The sequence below is a fragment of the Brumimicrobium salinarum genome (assembly GCF_002844555.1).
In the GTDB taxonomy this organism is placed as follows: domain Bacteria; phylum Bacteroidota; class Bacteroidia; order Flavobacteriales_D; family Crocinitomicaceae; genus Brumimicrobium; species Brumimicrobium salinarum.
The window spans coordinates 211184-226634 of sequence record NZ_PJNI01000002.1; the positions used below are offsets into that span (position 1 = coordinate 211184).

The 15451-nt window shown below is 34.6% G+C and carries 11 protein-coding genes; 5 read left to right on the forward strand and 6 right to left on the reverse strand.

Annotated elements, in window-relative coordinates; all coding sequences use genetic code 11:
- On the forward strand, positions 1-2085 hold the full coding sequence (locus CW751_RS03920; RefSeq protein ID WP_101333697.1) for a vWA domain-containing protein: 2085 nt from the start codon (positions 1-3) through the stop codon (positions 2083-2085).
- A gap of 75 nt (positions 2086-2160) precedes the next feature.
- On the opposite strand, the gene CW751_RS03925 is transcribed toward CW751_RS03920, so the two are convergent.
- Positions 2161-3351 (reverse strand): vWA domain-containing protein, encoded by a 1191-nt coding sequence (locus tag CW751_RS03925; RefSeq protein WP_101333698.1) that lies wholly within the window; start codon positions 3349-3351, stop codon positions 2161-2163.
- Between the two features lie 12 nt (positions 3352-3363).
- A complete protein-coding gene (locus tag CW751_RS03930; RefSeq protein WP_101333699.1) occupies positions 3364-4179 on the reverse strand; it encodes an AAA family ATPase in 816 nt (271 codons plus the stop codon).
- Positions 4180-4382: 203 nt separating this feature from the next.
- Here CW751_RS03930 and CW751_RS03935 point away from each other — a divergent pair, with 203 nt between their 5' ends.
- The gene (locus tag CW751_RS03935) at positions 4383-4670 is read left to right on the forward strand and encodes a hypothetical protein (RefSeq protein WP_133122118.1); all 288 of its coding nucleotides are present in this window, start codon (positions 4383-4385) and stop codon (positions 4668-4670) included.
- A gap of 71 nt (positions 4671-4741) precedes the next feature.
- Here the strand turns inward: CW751_RS03935 and CW751_RS03940 are convergent, their stop codons facing one another.
- From CW751_RS03940 to CW751_RS03955, 4 genes are read right to left on the reverse strand one after another with little or no spacing between them, the layout of a single operon-like run.
- Positions 4742-5191: a hypothetical protein gene (locus tag CW751_RS03940; RefSeq protein WP_101333701.1), complete on the reverse strand. Its 450-nt coding sequence runs from the start codon at positions 5189-5191 to the stop codon at positions 4742-4744.
- Positions 5188-5634 (reverse strand): DUF4442 domain-containing protein, encoded by a 447-nt coding sequence (locus CW751_RS03945; RefSeq protein WP_165779210.1) that lies wholly within the window; start codon positions 5632-5634, stop codon positions 5188-5190. The genes CW751_RS03940 and CW751_RS03945 overlap by 4 nt, the downstream gene beginning before the upstream one ends.
- Positions 5635-5650: 16 nt before the next feature.
- Positions 5651-6625 carry an NAD(P)H-dependent flavin oxidoreductase gene (locus tag CW751_RS03950; protein ID WP_101333703.1) on the reverse strand — a complete coding sequence of 325 codons (975 nt, stop codon included), beginning with the start codon at positions 6623-6625 and terminating at the stop codon, positions 5651-5653.
- Positions 6626-6678: 53 nt separating this feature from the next.
- A complete protein-coding gene (locus tag CW751_RS03955; protein ID WP_165779211.1) occupies positions 6679-7788 on the reverse strand; it encodes an outer membrane beta-barrel protein in 1110 nt (369 codons plus the stop codon).
- Between the two features lie 175 nt (positions 7789-7963).
- Between CW751_RS03955 and CW751_RS03960 the strand changes: the two genes are divergently transcribed.
- The 3 genes from CW751_RS03960 to CW751_RS03970 all read left to right on the forward strand — a co-directional run bounded on the left by CW751_RS03960 (position 7964) and on the right by CW751_RS03970 (position 14596).
- Positions 7964-9847, forward strand: coding sequence for a DNA topoisomerase IV subunit B (locus CW751_RS03960; RefSeq protein ID WP_101333705.1), 1884 nt, complete (start codon positions 7964-7966; stop codon positions 9845-9847).
- Between the two features lie 4 nt (positions 9848-9851).
- Positions 9852-12821: a DNA gyrase/topoisomerase IV subunit A gene (locus CW751_RS03965; RefSeq protein ID WP_101333706.1), complete on the forward strand. Its 2970-nt coding sequence runs from the start codon at positions 9852-9854 to the stop codon at positions 12819-12821.
- A gap of 218 nt (positions 12822-13039) precedes the next feature.
- A complete protein-coding gene (locus tag CW751_RS03970) occupies positions 13040-14596 on the forward strand; it encodes a T9SS type A sorting domain-containing protein (RefSeq protein WP_165779212.1) in 1557 nt (518 codons plus the stop codon).
- The last annotated feature ends 855 nt before the right edge of the window (positions 14597-15451 follow it).

The following is a 15451-nucleotide window of genomic DNA, read 5'->3' on the forward strand; positions in this document are numbered from 1 at the left end:
ATGAACGGTTTCTACAGTGATATTCCCGTTTGGTCGCTTCTTATTTGGGGAGCTTTTGTAGTTTTGTTTTCTTTTATTTTCTATCGTAGAAAATCATGGGTGAAAGAGATTTCTAAATTTAATAGGGGGATTTTAATTGCCCTCAGAAGTTTAGGGTTATTTTTAATCGGTTTACTATTGCTGGGTTTATTAATAAAAGGTACGAGTACAGATGTTGACAAACCACTAATTATAACTTTGCTCGATGATTCAGAATCAATGCTTAACTATAGCGATAGTGCTAAGGTTAAAGAGAAGACTTTGAATTTTAAAAACGATCTCATTTCACAGTTTAAAGAAAAGTACAACTCTTTATTCTTTACTTTAGATAGTCAACTCGAAAATACTGATTCTATAAGTTTTAAGGGTAGTAAAACAAATTTAAGTAAAGGACTCAATTCTATTTATAATAATTATTACGGACGAAATATTGGTGCCCTTATTGTGCTTTCTGATGGTAATTTTAATGACGGAACTTCCCCTTTAATTTTTGCAGACCAATTTAAAAATACTCCTATTTATTCGCTTTCTGTTGGTGATACTATACAAAAAGTTGATCATCTCGTTAAGAATATAAATACAAATGAAATAGCTTTTTTAGGTAATCAATTTCCTGTAGAGGTCGTTATAGAAGGGAACCTTACGCAAGAAAAAACATTTAAAATTCAATTATTCAAAAATGATAAGCAAATTTTAGAAACACAATTAAAACACGAAGATGATGTTTATAGCTTGATAAAAGAAGAGTTTATTTTGGATGCAGATCAAATTGGGATGCACGAATATACAGTCCGAATAGCGTCTTTATCGAATGAGTATAATTTGGAGAATAATACTTATTCATTTTATGTTGAAGTATTAGACGACAGAAACAAGATTCTATTGGTGGGAGAGTCTTTAAATCCTGATATTGGTGCCATTCGGAGTGCATTAATTACCGAAAAAAACTTGGAAGTTAAAACGGCAACGATTGATGAACTTCCTGAAGATTTACAGGCGTTTGACTTAGTTATTTGGCATAATCCAGGAGTTGCGCGTAAAAATCAAGAGTTTAATAAAATTGCAGCTTTAAAGGTACCCAAATGGATGATTCTAAGTCCGCAAACTAAAAGTGGTTCTTTTTCAAAATTAAATTTGAAGGCAAGTATCAAAACTACAGGACAAAAAGATGATGTTGGTGCACGAATAAATACTAACTTTTCCCTTTTTAATTTATCCGAAAAGACTCAAAAGCTAATCAGTACTTTTCCTCCACTTCAAGCTCATTATGGGACTGTTAAATATGGTAATAATTCAAATATCTTAGCTTTTCAACAAGTAGGAAGTGTTACTAAAACAGATCCGCTAATGTATTTTGATAAGCATCAAGGGGTGAAATTTGGGGTCACCTTTGCTGGTGGATTATGGAGTTGGAGATTAGCAGATTATCAAATAAATAAAGTTCATGACCATTTTGATGAACTTGTTCGTAAAACTGTTCAGTATTTGGTCTTAAAGGAAAATACATCTCGATTACGTATTAGTTTACCTACAATTGCTTCGAGTGATCAAGATTTTTTGTTAAACGCTTCGTTTTATAATGAGAGTTATGAACCAATAACAGGACCAAATATCAGTTTATCACTTACTCATCCAAATGGTGACGATTTTGAATATGCTTTTCTGGGGTCAGGTGATGGGTATCAACTGAATTTAGGTCGGTTAACAGCTGGAAAGTACAAATGGAAAGCCGAAGCAACTTATGATGGTCGTACATTTGAAAAAGAAGGAACTTTCGCTATAAAATCATTGTCAATAGAAAAACGTGCAACAAAGTCTAATCATCAATTAATGCGACAATTGGCAGAAAATAGTGATGGGAATTTTGCCAAATTAATGGATTATCAAAAGGTGTTGGATGAAATTGATCAGCGCAAGGACATCGTTCCTGTTGCGTATGAATCGAGTACTTATCACAAATTGATTGATTATGTGTGGCTTTTGCTAATCATCGTTGGACTGTTCACCACTGAATGGACTTTTAGAAGGTATCTTGGAGGATATTAAGTAATGATGAATGATGAATTTTGGTGGGTTTTAATTCCTTATCCTAGAATCTCTCCCTCTCCCTGGAATCTCTCCCTAGAATCTCTCTCTATTTTTAAGTGCTTCCACCGCTTCTTCAATTCCACCAATGGTCAATGGGAACATTCTGTTTTTCATTATCTTTTGAATCATGCCGATGGATTGCGTGTATTTCCATTCGTTTTTATCAACGGGATTGAGCCAGGCAAAGTAGGGGAAGTGTTCAATCATGCGTTGTAGCCAAACTTGACCTGCTTCGTCGTTGTAATGTTCAACGCTTCCCATACGCGAAACAATTTCGTAGGGCGACATTGAAGCGTCTCCAACAAAAATCACACGGTAATCTTCATTAAATGTATTGAAAATCGTTTCTGTAGGTGTCTTTTCTTCCCAGCGGCGTTCATTGTTTTTCCACACATTTTCGTATAAACAGTTGTGGAAATAGTAAAACTCTAAATGCTTGAATTCATACTTCGCTGCTGAAAAGAGTTGAGAGCACAATTCAATATGATCGTCCATAGAACCACCGATATCAAAGAGCAGCAAGACTTTTACAACATTCTTTTTCGAAGGAACCATTTCCACTTCTAGCATTCCGCTGTTTTTAGCCGTACTTTTTATGGTTTTGTCTAAATCTATTTCTTCTGTTCGACCTTCCCGACTCAAAATGCGTAGCTTGCGAAGTGCCATTTTTATGTTTCTGGTTTCGAGTTCTTCATCCTGACTTAAATCTTTGAAATTACGCTTGTCCCACACTTTTATCGCGCTTCTGTGTCGGCTTTTGTCTTGACCAATGCGTATTCCCTCAGGATTATAACCATAAGCACCGAAAGGAGAAGTTCCTCCCGTTCCTATCCATTTGTTTCCGCCTTGGTGACGCTCTTTTTGCTCTTTTAACAATTCGGCCATTCTGTCGAGTAAACTTTCTAAATCGCCTTGACTTTTAATCTTTTCCAATTCTTCTTTTGAGAATAAGCGCTCGCCATTCTTTCGTAGCCATTCATCTGGAATATTGAGAATGTCAGATGACTGAATCTGCTCAATTCCTTTAAAATAAGCGCCAAAAACCTGATCATAAAGATCTAAATGTTCTTCACGTTTCACCAAAACAGTGCGTGACAGAAAATAGAAATCATCGATATTATATTCTGCGATATTTGCATCTAAAGCAGCTAAAAGATCAAGATATTCACGCAAAGTAACGGGAATTCCTTTTTCGCGAAGCAATAAGAAAAAATCTAAAAACATGAATTGTATATTTTATCTAATCAAGGCTTTGTCGTGCTCATTCTTAAGTAAAGCTCCAAGATATGGAGTGCCGCTATTTCCTGCCATAACTTCATCGAGTTCTTGCGCATTGATTTTTCCAACCATCAAAAGCTTAATCCAATCGATTAACTCACTTGTCGAAGGTTTTTTCTTTAAGTTACGCTGATTTCGGATCGCATAAAACAATTGCATTGCTTTTTCAACTAATTCATCTTCTAAATTAGGATAATGCACCGCCACGATTTCTTTTAAAATTTCTCTATCAGGAAAAGAAATGTAGTGGAAGAAGCAACGACGCAGAAAAGCATCGGGTAATTCCTTTTCATTGTTTGATGTGATGATAATGATTGGACGGTGTTTAGCGACAATTTCCTGACCCGTTTCATAACAGAAAAACTGCATTTTATCGAGTTCTAATAATAAGTCATTCGGAAATTCAATGTCTGCCTTGTCAATTTCATCAATTAACAAAATTACACGCTCATCCGCTTCAAAAGCTTGCCATAACTTTCCTTTATTGATATAATTTGCAATGTCATTCACCTTTTCGTCACCCAGTTGTGAATCACGCAAACGTGAAACAGCATCATATTCATACAAACCTTGCTGTGCAGTAGTTGTAGACTTAACATGCCAAGTATATAGCGGTTTATCTAAAGCTTTTGCAATTTCATGTGCCAACAAAGTTTTTCCCGTTCCAGGTTCTCCTTTAATTAACAAAGGTTTCTCTAATGTTATGGCAGCATTCACAGCTACTTTAAGATCATTTGAAGCGATATAATTCGAAGTTCCTTGAAATTTGTTCATTGTTCTAATTGAATTTGAATGCAAAAATAAGAAATGTTTGTTGGAATAGGGTTGAAGGTAGTGTTTATCATTGATTCGGTTTTAAAGATAGACACCGAAACATTTATGTATTTGATTTTTAGTAGTTCGAGATAATAATCATGCTAGCACTAGGTTTTTATATGTTTTTTTTTAAGTTTGTTTGTTATTCAATTTATTCAATTATGAAACGATTTTTATTTTTATCTTCCGCTATTGCTTTGACATTAATTTCCTGTAAAAAAGAATACACTTGTTCATGTGTACAGACCGTAACAACGTCTGCTTATGAACAGTATGGAACTTATCATCCTCAAGCCACAACGGCAAACACTTTTAGCAATACGATAAAAGCCAAACAAGATGAAGTGGAATCGAAGTGTAAAAAAGGTGAAAATTTAAACATTCAAACGTATGGCACCGGCGAGGCTCAGCGTACTGTAACAGAAACAGTAACCTGTGAGGTGTTATAAAACTTGTATAAGATATGTTCGGAATGTTTATTCCTTAAAAAACACCGACATTAAGTGTAACTATCAAGTGATTAATGAACTACCGAAATCTTTATTCTATCTACTTTAAAAGTTAAGTTATCTCCATCTTGATTTTCGAATTGTATTTCTCCAGATAAAGGTTGTTGTATGTTTTTGGGAATTTCTCTAATATTGTTTCTGTAAAGTAATTCGTTTTTACCTCCAAATGTATCGCTGTCGAATTTCGTGTACTTAATTCCGTTAATTTCAAAGGAGGTCAACCTCCAATTATTATCAAGGTTACCTGAATTTAAACGTAAACTAACGATTGCATACATGTACTTTCTAGGGGTTTGAGAAGGCATTCGATTATCAATTACTTCAATATTAAAGACATAATTTTCTTTCATTTTTTCAGATTCAATGGATGTTTTTTCTGAGCCCTCAACAACAGTGGATTTAGAATTACTGCACGAACATAAAATAGATGCGATCAAAAGAATTAAATATATTGTTTTCATGATTTCACTTTTACAGAAATTTCCATATCAAAAGTAGCAACCACCTCACCATCCGTGTTTTTGGCCTCAACTTTTACCCATTTGTTTACTCTTTCTTTGGTTTCCATGGCTTCGTCAAAAACTTGTTTTACGAGCTGACCTTCATCAGAGTTAAAATAAACATCTGTGGTTGCGCGTTTCACAAACTCAGCTTTAACGGCCTTAAAGGCAAATGAAACTTTTACACCCGATTCTTCGGCAAAATAAAAAGCATGTAAACCAGCGGCTATATCTGCTCCAACAGCCAAACTCCCGAAATACATGGATTTTAAATGATTTTTTGTCCTTCTCTTTAATTTGATGCGAACTTGCGAACAATTTTCGTCCAATAACATGAGTTTTGGTCGAACATAAGCAATCATGGGAATCTTAAAAACACCCATCATCCAAAGGAGTCGACGCATTTTTTTGAGTGAAATTTTACTTTTCTTCATGGTATTCTCTTACAAGTTGATCTATTATGTCTTTAATGGGTCGAATTGATTTTACATTTTCAATGGAAGGACCAGCGCACCAAAGCGTTTTGTATGTTGCACTAAATGCCGCTTTTTGTAAGGATTTCATTCCCCGCATAAAGGTAAATGCCTTAAACCATTTTTTTAGCTTTCTATTTTTATTGAGTAAACGTTCTAACCAATTTTGCTTAGTTCCAATTTTCTCCACATAAGGCGTTTTGATCACTGTGCAAGGCGTTCCCGAAAGCTTGGAGGTCATTACAATGTCATTTTCACCATAATCTACACACGCTTGCTTGTATTCTTCACTCACATCAGCTTCTTCAGTAGCAATGAATAAAGAACCCACCGAACACCCATCGGCGCCAAGCTCCAAGGCTTCTTTTAATTCGTATCCGTTTCCAACACCACCTGCCGAAATAACGGGAATTGAACAGTTTTTCTTTAACTCAGGAACTAAATCTTTAATGGAAATATTTCCGGCATGTCCACCAGCTTCTTTGTTTACCGCAATAATTGCATCAGCGCCTAAAGATTCTACTTTTTTGGCGTATTTTAAATTCGTCACATCACAAAAAACTTTTATTCCCGCTTTATGGGCTTCTTTTATGGTTTCTCCTGGCGAACCTAAACTTGTGATGATATAGTCTACTTTTTCCTCACAAATAATGGCCAATTGTTCCTTGTATGTGAAATTACTTTTATTGACAATGAGATTGATTCCAAAAGGACCATCAACAGCCGATTTAACTTCTTGAATCGCTGTTCTCAATTCTTCAGTCGTTCTATAATTCATTGCGGGAATCGCTCCTGTTGCTCCGGCTTTGATTCCTGCAATGATCATTTTTGTATTGGAAACCAAAAACATAGGAGCGATTATGATAGGGTAGCGGATGTTTAGAATCTGACTAAGTTCCGCATTAATTCTTTCTTGTGTCATGAAGCTAAATTAATCAAATTATTTATGTATGCATAGTAAAAGCTGTATAAATTTTAATTCCACAAATCAATTATTCCTGATACACCTACATATAGATTGTGGTTACTCGGTGAATCTTTTAATTCAAAAACTTGTTTTTTCGCCGAAAGTATTCTTCCTTCTACACGAATCATAAAAATTTCTCCTAAATGACAATCAACATTTAAGGAACCTCCAAAACTTTCTAACCCGTCAATATTCTGAAGTTGCGCGACACTATTGCTAGGATCTAAATAATATTCTCCACGAATTGTAGCAGACCAATTTTTATGAAATTGATACCTAAAAATACCCGCAATACCAACCCAGCTTCCTAAATCATTATTGTTTTCAACCAATTGATCTACTCCAAAATCAATTCCACCTATAATACCAATTTTATCTTTTTCATATTTCGCATAAAAGTTATGAAAAATACGGTATTCTTTTCTTGTTAGTAAGGGAACCGCTCCAGGTAGCTTAACTCTCCCCAAAAAAGAGCTACTATTAATAAGCCAATTTTCATTCGGTTTGTATTTAACCGTGTGTCCAAAGGAAGGATAACCATGTACCATTTGTTGCCACCCATTGGAAAATAAGAATTCAAATTCCCATTTGTTATTTTGAGTGAGATAGGATAGTTTAGCCGCATTCAGGTAAAATGGAGAGCTTTCAGCCAGCAAAGTTCGGGTCAGCGTATAACAATTGGCGCTCATCGCACTTTCAAACCCAAGGTTAGATTCCATAATCCCTACATCTAGCCAAAACTCATGTTTTTTGAGTAATTTTACACCTAAATTAGCCTCGTAGATATGATTGAAGACCTTCGGTTCACCAGATAAATTTTCTTGAGCATAAGAACCCAAAATAAATGAAAGATTACTTCTTATTCGTTTTCCTGAATAGTTTAATCCAATCATTCCTGTGTTTAATGAGAACTGATTATGGTCGGTAAAATTATAAAAAACAGCTGGTCTCTTTTGATTTTCTGGTTTTCCAAAATCATAACCGTAGTATGCTTCAAAATAAGCTTTTAGTTGTAGTTCTGAAGTAATCGATACATTTCTTTTTTCTTGACTAATAAGTTTATTAGCAAATAATAACAATACAATAATTAAAGTAGTGGTATAAGTGTTTTTTAACATGAAAAAGTTCTTTAAATAATTCATATAAATTTAGTATCTTCGTAAAGATTACAAAAATAACTTGGCTTTTAAAAGCTATTAACTATTCATCGTGAATAACCTTATAGCTGAATGCTAAATTACTAAGAAATAGATATTATATTTGTTAGGACACTCAAAAATCGCTTAAAAAATTATGGCTCAAGAGAATAATTATACAGAAGACAATATTCGTTCACTCGATTGGAAAGAGCATATTCGCTTACGTCCAGGAATGTACATCGGGAAACTCGGAGATGGTGCTTCTGCTGATGATGGAATTTATATTCTCATGAAAGAGGTCATTGATAACTGTATCGATGAATTCGTTATGGGAAATGGAAAGCGAATTGATATTAAAGCTAAAGACGGAAAAGTCTCTATTCGTGATTATGGTCGTGGGATTCCGCTTGGAAAAGTAGTAGATGTAGTTTCTAAAATCAACACGGGTGGAAAATATGACTCTAAGGCTTTTAAAAAGTCGGTAGGATTGAATGGAGTAGGTACAAAAGCGGTGAATGCTTTGAGTAGCTATTTTATGGTTTATGCAGTGCGAGACGGTGAAAAGAAAAGTGCTACTTTTGAACGTGGTGTACTAGTTGACGATCCGAAAATTGAAAAAACTGAGGAACGAAACGGTACTTATGTTGAGTTTTATCCCGACGAAGAAATATTTAAAAAATTCGCATTTAAAGTTCCCTATATCGAGAAGATGATATGGAATTATTGTTATTTGAATAGGGGATTGGCCATCTATTTTAATGGAGAGAAATATCAATCTAAAAATGGATTGAAAGACCTTTTGGAAAACAACCAAGATGGAGATCCATTGTATCCAATTATTCACTTAGAAGGCGATGATATTGAAGTTGCTTTTACGCATGGAAGAACTTACGGAGAAGATTATTATTCTTTCGTGAATGGTCAGCACACTACACAAGGAGGTACGCACCACAGTGCTTTTAGAGAATCTGTAGCACGTGTGATTAAAGATTTTTACAATAAAAATTACGAAGCTTCTGATATTCGTCAGTCTATCGTAGCTGCGGTTTCTGTTAAAGTAATGGAACCAATTTTTGAATCTCAAACCAAAACAAAACTTGGTTCTCAAGAGGTTGAACAAGGTGGGAAATCAATGCGTGCTTTTATCAATGATTTTCTAAAAACAAAGCTTGATAATTATTTACATAAAAATGTAGAAACGGCAGAAATTCTAGAAAAGAAGATTAAACAATCTGAAAAGGAAAGAAAAGAACTATCTGGAATTCGTAAAATTGCGCGTGATAGAGCTAAAAAGGCTAGTTTACACAATAAAAAATTGCGTGATTGTCGTGTGCACCTTACTGACTTAAAGAATGACCGACGCGATGAAACAACCTTATTCATTACCGAGGGAGATTCAGCTTCTGGTTCAATTACAAAATCGAGAGATGTAAATACGCAAGCTGTTTTTAGTTTACGTGGTAAACCTTTGAATACGCATGGATTGACCAAAAAGGTAGTCTATGAAAATGAGGAGTTTAACCTGATTCAAGCTGCTTTGGATATCGAGGATGATATGGATGATTTGCGTTACAACAAGATTGTCATTGCAACAGATGCCGATGTTGATGGAATGCACATTCGTATGTTATTATTGACCTTCTTTTTGCGTTTCTTCCCAGATTTAGTGAAAAGAAATCACGTGTATGTGCTGCAAACACCACTTTTCCGCGTGCGTAATAAAAAGAAAACGCGTTACTGTTATTCAGAGGAAGAAAGAAAAGAAGCCTTGGAAGAACTGGGTAAAACAGCAGAAATTACTCGATTTAAAGGATTGGGTGAGATTTCTCCAGATGAGTTTAAATATTTCATTGGTGAAGACATCCGTTTAGAACCTGTAATGCTAAGTAAAGGCGCCTCAATCGAAGAAGTACTTTCTTTCTACATGGGGAAAAACACACCGTCTCGACAAGAATTTATCATTGATAATTTACGTGTAGAGAAAGACATCGGTGAAGAGGTTAAAAAAGATAAAGAAGAAATAGAAAAAGCATCTTAAAAATATGGCAGAAGACAATACTCCTGAGGAAGAAGAAAACAACAACATTCCTGATAATGATGCTGAAAATGATGATCACAAAGACGTCAACGGCAAAAAGAAAGTGGATGAAAATATCATTTCACTAGATGGACTTTATGAAAATTGGTTTCTTGATTACGCCTCGTATGTAATTTTGGAACGTGCTGTTCCTGGATTAAATGATGGATTAAAACCCGTTCAGCGAAGAATTTTGCACTCCATGAGAGAAATGGAGGATGGAAGATATAATAAGGTAGCCAACATCATCGGTAACACCATGAAGTTTCACCCGCACGGAGATGCTTCTATTGGAGATGCTTTGGTGCAACTCGGACAAAAAGAGTTACTTATTGATATGCAAGGTAACTGGGGAAACACACTCACCGGCGATGGTGCAGCTGCTCCACGTTATATTGAGGCACGTTTATCTAAATTTGCGCTTCACGTTGCGTTTAATGCGAAAACCACAAAATGGCTGACCAGTTACGACGGAAGAAATAAGGAACCAGAGGATTTACCCATGAAGTTCCCGCTTTTATTAGCGCAAGGAGCAGAGGGAATTGCTGTTGGATTGGCTTGTAAAATCCTTCCACACAACTTTATCGAGTTAATTGATAATTCAATCAATCATTTACGTGGTAAAAAAGTGGAAATTCTACCAGACTTTTTAACTGGGGGAATGGCTGACTTCACCAACTACAATGACGGATTGCGTGGAGGAAAAGTTCGAGTAAGAGCAAAAATAAATAAGGTTGACAATAAAACCTTAAGCATAACAGAAATTCCTTTTGGTACGACAACAACTTCCTTAATCGACTCTATTCTTAGGGCCAACGATAAAGGAAAGATTAAAATCAAGAGGATTGATGACAATACAGCTGCTGAAGCGGAAATTTTAATTCATCTGGCGAGCAATGTTTCTCCCGATAAATTAATTGATGCTTTATATGCTTTTACTGATTGTGAAGTTTCTATTTCGCCAAACTCTACGGTAATTGACGATGAAACGCCACGTTTCTTAGGAATGAGCGAAATCCTTCGTCGCAATACTGATAAAACGGTCGGATTACTTAAAAAAGAACTGGAAATTCGCAAAGGAGAGCTGGAGGAACAATGGCATTTTAGTTCATTGGAGAAAATCTTTATCGAGAACAAAGTCTACAGTTTAATTGAAGAGGAAGAAACCTGGGAAGGTGTAATTTCTGCAATTGATAATGGTTTAAAACCGCATATTAAACATCTTAAAAGAGAAGTTACGCGCGATGACATTATTCGTTTAACGGAAATTAAAATTAAACGAATTTCTAAGTTCGATAAATTCAAAGCAGATGAAATAATCAAACGCATTGAAGAAGAATTGGCGGAAGTCATTCACAACATTGAAAATATTATCGATTTTGCTGTTGAGTACTTTAAGGATTTAAAAAAGAGATTCGGAAAAGGAAAAGAACGTAAAACAGAAATTCGTGTTTTTGATAATATTAATGCTTCCAAGGTAATTATTGCCAATGAAAAGCTTTATGTAGATTATAAAGAAGGATTTATTGGATACAAACTAAGAAAGGCTGAATATGTTCAAGATTGTTCTGAAATTGATGATGTAATCGTTTTTTTCAAAACAGGAAAAATGATGGTAACCAAAATTGCCGATAAAAAGTTTGTGGGTAAAGGAATTGTTCATGCTGCAATCTGGAAACGGGGCGATAAACGTACGATTTATCACTTTATTTATAAAGATGGCAAAACTGGACATACATTCATGAAGCGTTTCTTTGTGAAATCAATTACGAGAGACAAAGAATATGATTTAACGACAGGTAAAAAAGGATCAAAACTACTTTATTTTGCGGCTCATCCAAACGGAGAGCGTGAAGTAGTAAGCATTACGCTTAAAGCAAGAACACATCTTAAAAAGCTGAAATTTGATCTGGATTTAGGAGAGCAACTGATTAAAAGTCGCTCGGCTAAAGGAAATATCGTGAGTAAAGAAGATGTTTCTAAAATCGTTCAAAAAGAAGTCGGAGGTTCGACATTGGCTGCTCGTAAGATTTGGTATGATGAGATTGTTGGACGTTTAAATGATGATCAAAGAGGAACTTTCTTAGGTCGATTTAGAGGTGATGATAAGATTCTTACCTTATATAAAAACGGAGAATATCGTTTATCAAGTTTCGATTTAACAACGCATTTCGATGATGATATGTTCCATATTGAAAAGTGGAATCCAGAGCATGCGATTTCCGCTGTTTATTATGATGGAGAAAAAGAAATTCACTACGCAAAGAGATTTGTATGTGAAGTAACCACGGACAGAAGAGTTCCATTTATTCCAGAAACAGAAGGAACTGAGTTGGATGTAGCTACTACAGCTTATGAGCCAGAGGTAAGAATTATTTATAACAAACTACTCAAAGCAACAAAGCATCTACCTGATAGAATCGTAAGGATTGATGAATTCATCGATGTTAAGGGAATGAAGTCTATTGGAAATCAGTTGGAAAAGTTGCGTGTCAAGGAAATCGAGCTGACTCATCCAGTAAAAGGAGAAACGCCTTGGCCAGACGATGAGGAAGTCAACGAGGAAGAAGAAAATGAAAATGACAACTCCGATTCTCAAGGTAACAAGGGAAAGGATGATAACAACAAGGACAATGGAAGTGATGCTTCTGATGAATCGAATGATTCGGGAGATGACGATCCAGATGGCGAAGGGCCTAAAAAAGATGGACCAAAGTCGGGGAGTGGTGCTAGTAAAAAGGTAGATAAGAAAGAAACTAGCGATGCAAAAGAAGCAGACGATAAAAAGTCAGCTCCAAAATCGGAACATAAAAAGGAAGACGATGATAAACCAAAGCCAAAACCAAGAAAACGAAGTTTATCGCGACGACCAGTTAAAGATAAACCCGCAAAAACAGTAGAATGGGATTTGTTTAGTCAATCCGATTCCGATTAGAATGAATATAGATGTAAAAAAAGGTAATCAGAAAAGGTTACCTTTTTTTATTTAACAAAACTAAATGAAATATTCTAGAAAAAAACATTAAAAATCTACTGATTACCTAACTTTTAAAATGAAAAATAATAGTTATTGTGGTTCTTCATTTAGATAAGAAGCAACCTTAAGAAATGGAGTTACGTTATAGTAATAACACAAAAAAAAAACACTATATTATGAAAAATTTACTAGCAATATTTTTATTATTTACAATAACAGCACAAATCAATGCCCAACATTTCATCGATACTTATATTCATATTAAACCAGATTATTACGGTGGAATAGGGGAGTTATTAATCATGGATTGTCACGATCCTTTAGCAACAGTATCCAGAACTGTGACCTTTGAAGGCAATCCATTACCAGGAATGCAAGCAACTGGAATAATTGCCTCAGGCCCTAAAACCCTTCATTATCAAGCTAACGATGGAACAAACACATACGAGTTTGTAGCAGAAATAGACTTTAATGGTTTAAATCCAACAATTTCCTATACAACAAGTCCAACGATTGAACCTATGTCGGTAATTGAGAAATATAAGTCAGCATCTCCAGCTTGTGATGGTGAGATTGAACTAATTATTTCTGGAGGTAATGCTCCAATTTCAACCAAATGGTTTGACGAAAATGGGAGTGAAGTAGTATCAAATGCCAACCAACTACAATTCAGTGGATTATGCGCAAACACTTATGGATATAGTTTTGGAGATGCATCAACATTCACATGCTTAGGAGCAGGAAATGGTTTTAGTAATCCATTTAATGTTACCATCGATTTATTAGATTGTATAGTTCAAACAACGGATGTTAGTTGTGTTGGCACTTGCGATGGCTCTGCTGAATTAATTACAGTTGGAGGTCTTGGTATTATGAATTCATTTATAACCCATCAAAACGGAAATAATCACCCTCTTCAATTAACCAATGAATGTTCAGGAAATGTGCATGGTGAATTTATGGATTTCACAGGAGCAATAGCCCAATGCATGAATGACATAGGATCACCTGATTTAATCAATTTCACCTTAAATACCACTGATTTAACAGGTCCAGGAAGTAATGATGGAACAGCAGAGGTAAGTGTAACGCAAGGAGCTGCGCCAATTACTTATGAATGGACAGGACCAAATAGTTACAATTCAACGGGTACAAATCAAGTAAATGGATTAGAAGATGGAGCTTATGACTTAACAATGACTTACAACAACGGCCAGTGTGATACCACAACAAGTTTTCAAATTTATGATGCTTTGCAAATTATTATTTCTTCGGTAGAACCACATACTGTGAATCCACCAAACGGGGCTGTATATTTTTCAATTGCTGGAGGCAAAGAGCCTTATGACACAATTTTAGATGACGGGCAAAACCAAATAAGTGGAGGTCCATTCACAGGATTAAGCTTTGGACAATATACACTAATCGTTAATGATGCCAACGGAAATAGCGTTGATTCAACCTTTATGATTAACACATTTGTTTCCGTGAATAAAGAAGCTTTAAATGAATTTACCATTTATCCAAACCCAGCGACTAATAATATTAGTATTAAAGGTGATTATTTGATTTCAGCAACATTTTATGATCTAAATGGTCGTATTGTTTTAACGACTAATTTAAACGAAAATCAAACACAATCGATTAATGTTTCTAATTTAGAGGCTGGAATTTACACGGTAAGTCTGCGTTCAGAGAAAGGGGAACACATGGAAAAGGTGATAATTAAATAGTAAGTTATATTTCATAATAACAATAACAAAAAAGTGCTGTCGATAATAGACAGCACTTTTTATTTAACAACTCTATTTAACATAATATTAATTATAAGACAAAAGTAGTAAATCACGTATAGCTTGCTATTTAATATAAAATCAGATATAATGACTTTAGTCTTATATCGTTAGCGATTTTATGTTAAAGTGATTTACGTGTTAAAAAGAGAGATTCTTTTCCTTACAAAAATAGAATTCATGCATATATTACACGTATAGCTTGCTATTTAATATAAAATCAGATATAACGACTTTAGTCTTATATCGTTAGCGATTTTATGTTAAAGTGATTTACGGTGTTAAAAAGAGAGAGATTATTTTCCTTACAAAAATAGAATTCATGCATATATTACACGTATAGCTTGCTATTTAATATAAAATCAGATATAATGACTTTAGTCTTATATCGTTAGCGATTTTATGTTAAGTGATTTACGGTGTTAAAAAGAGAGAGATTATTTTCCTTACAAAAATAGAATTCATGCATATATTACACGTATAGCTTGCTATTTAATATAAAATCAGGTATAACGACTTTAGTCTTATATCGTTAGCGTTTTTATGTTAAAGTGATTTACGGTGTTAAAAAGAGAGAGATTATTTTCCTTACAAAATAGAATTCATGCATATATTACACGTATAGCTTGCTATTTAATATAAAATCAGATATAATGACTTTAGTCTTATATCGTTAGCGATTTTATGTTAAAGTGATTTGGGACTTATATTTGATCCGTTGTGGTCATAAAAACAAAATTCTAGGTTGAGACTTAAAATAACATTACCTACATCATTCTTTTGACCATAATTTAC

Bases quoted from the DNA above. Each gene is read 5' to 3' on its own strand.
- CW751_RS03920 (WP_101333697.1), top strand. From the start codon at position 1: ATGAACGGTTTCTACAGTGATATTCCCGTTTGGTCGCTTCTTATTTGG.
- CW751_RS03925 (WP_101333698.1), bottom strand. From the start codon at position 3,351: ATGTTTTTAGATTTTTTCTTATTGCTTCGCGAAAAAGGAATTCCCGTT.
- CW751_RS03930 (WP_101333699.1), bottom strand. From the start codon at position 4,179: ATGAACAAATTTCAAGGAACTTCGAATTATATCGCTTCAAATGATCTT.
- CW751_RS03935 (WP_133122118.1), top strand. From the start codon at position 4,383: ATGAAACGATTTTTATTTTTATCTTCCGCTATTGCTTTGACATTAATT.
- CW751_RS03940 (WP_101333701.1), bottom strand. From the start codon at position 5,191: ATGAAAACAATATATTTAATTCTTTTGATCGCATCTATTTTATGTTCG.
- CW751_RS03945 (WP_165779210.1), bottom strand. From the start codon at position 5,634: ATGCGTCGACTCCTTTGGATGATGGGTGTTTTTAAGATTCCCATGATT.
- CW751_RS03950 (WP_101333703.1), bottom strand. From the start codon at position 6,625: ATGACACAAGAAAGAATTAATGCGGAACTTAGTCAGATTCTAAACATC.
- CW751_RS03955 (WP_165779211.1), bottom strand. From the start codon at position 7,788: ATGTTAAAAAACACTTATACCACTACTTTAATTATTGTATTGTTATTA.
- CW751_RS03960 (WP_101333705.1), top strand. From the start codon at position 7,964: ATGGCTCAAGAGAATAATTATACAGAAGACAATATTCGTTCACTCGAT.
- CW751_RS03965 (WP_101333706.1), top strand. From the start codon at position 9,852: ATGGCAGAAGACAATACTCCTGAGGAAGAAGAAAACAACAACATTCCT.
- CW751_RS03970 (WP_165779212.1), top strand. From the start codon at position 13,040: ATGAAAAATTTACTAGCAATATTTTTATTATTTACAATAACAGCACAA.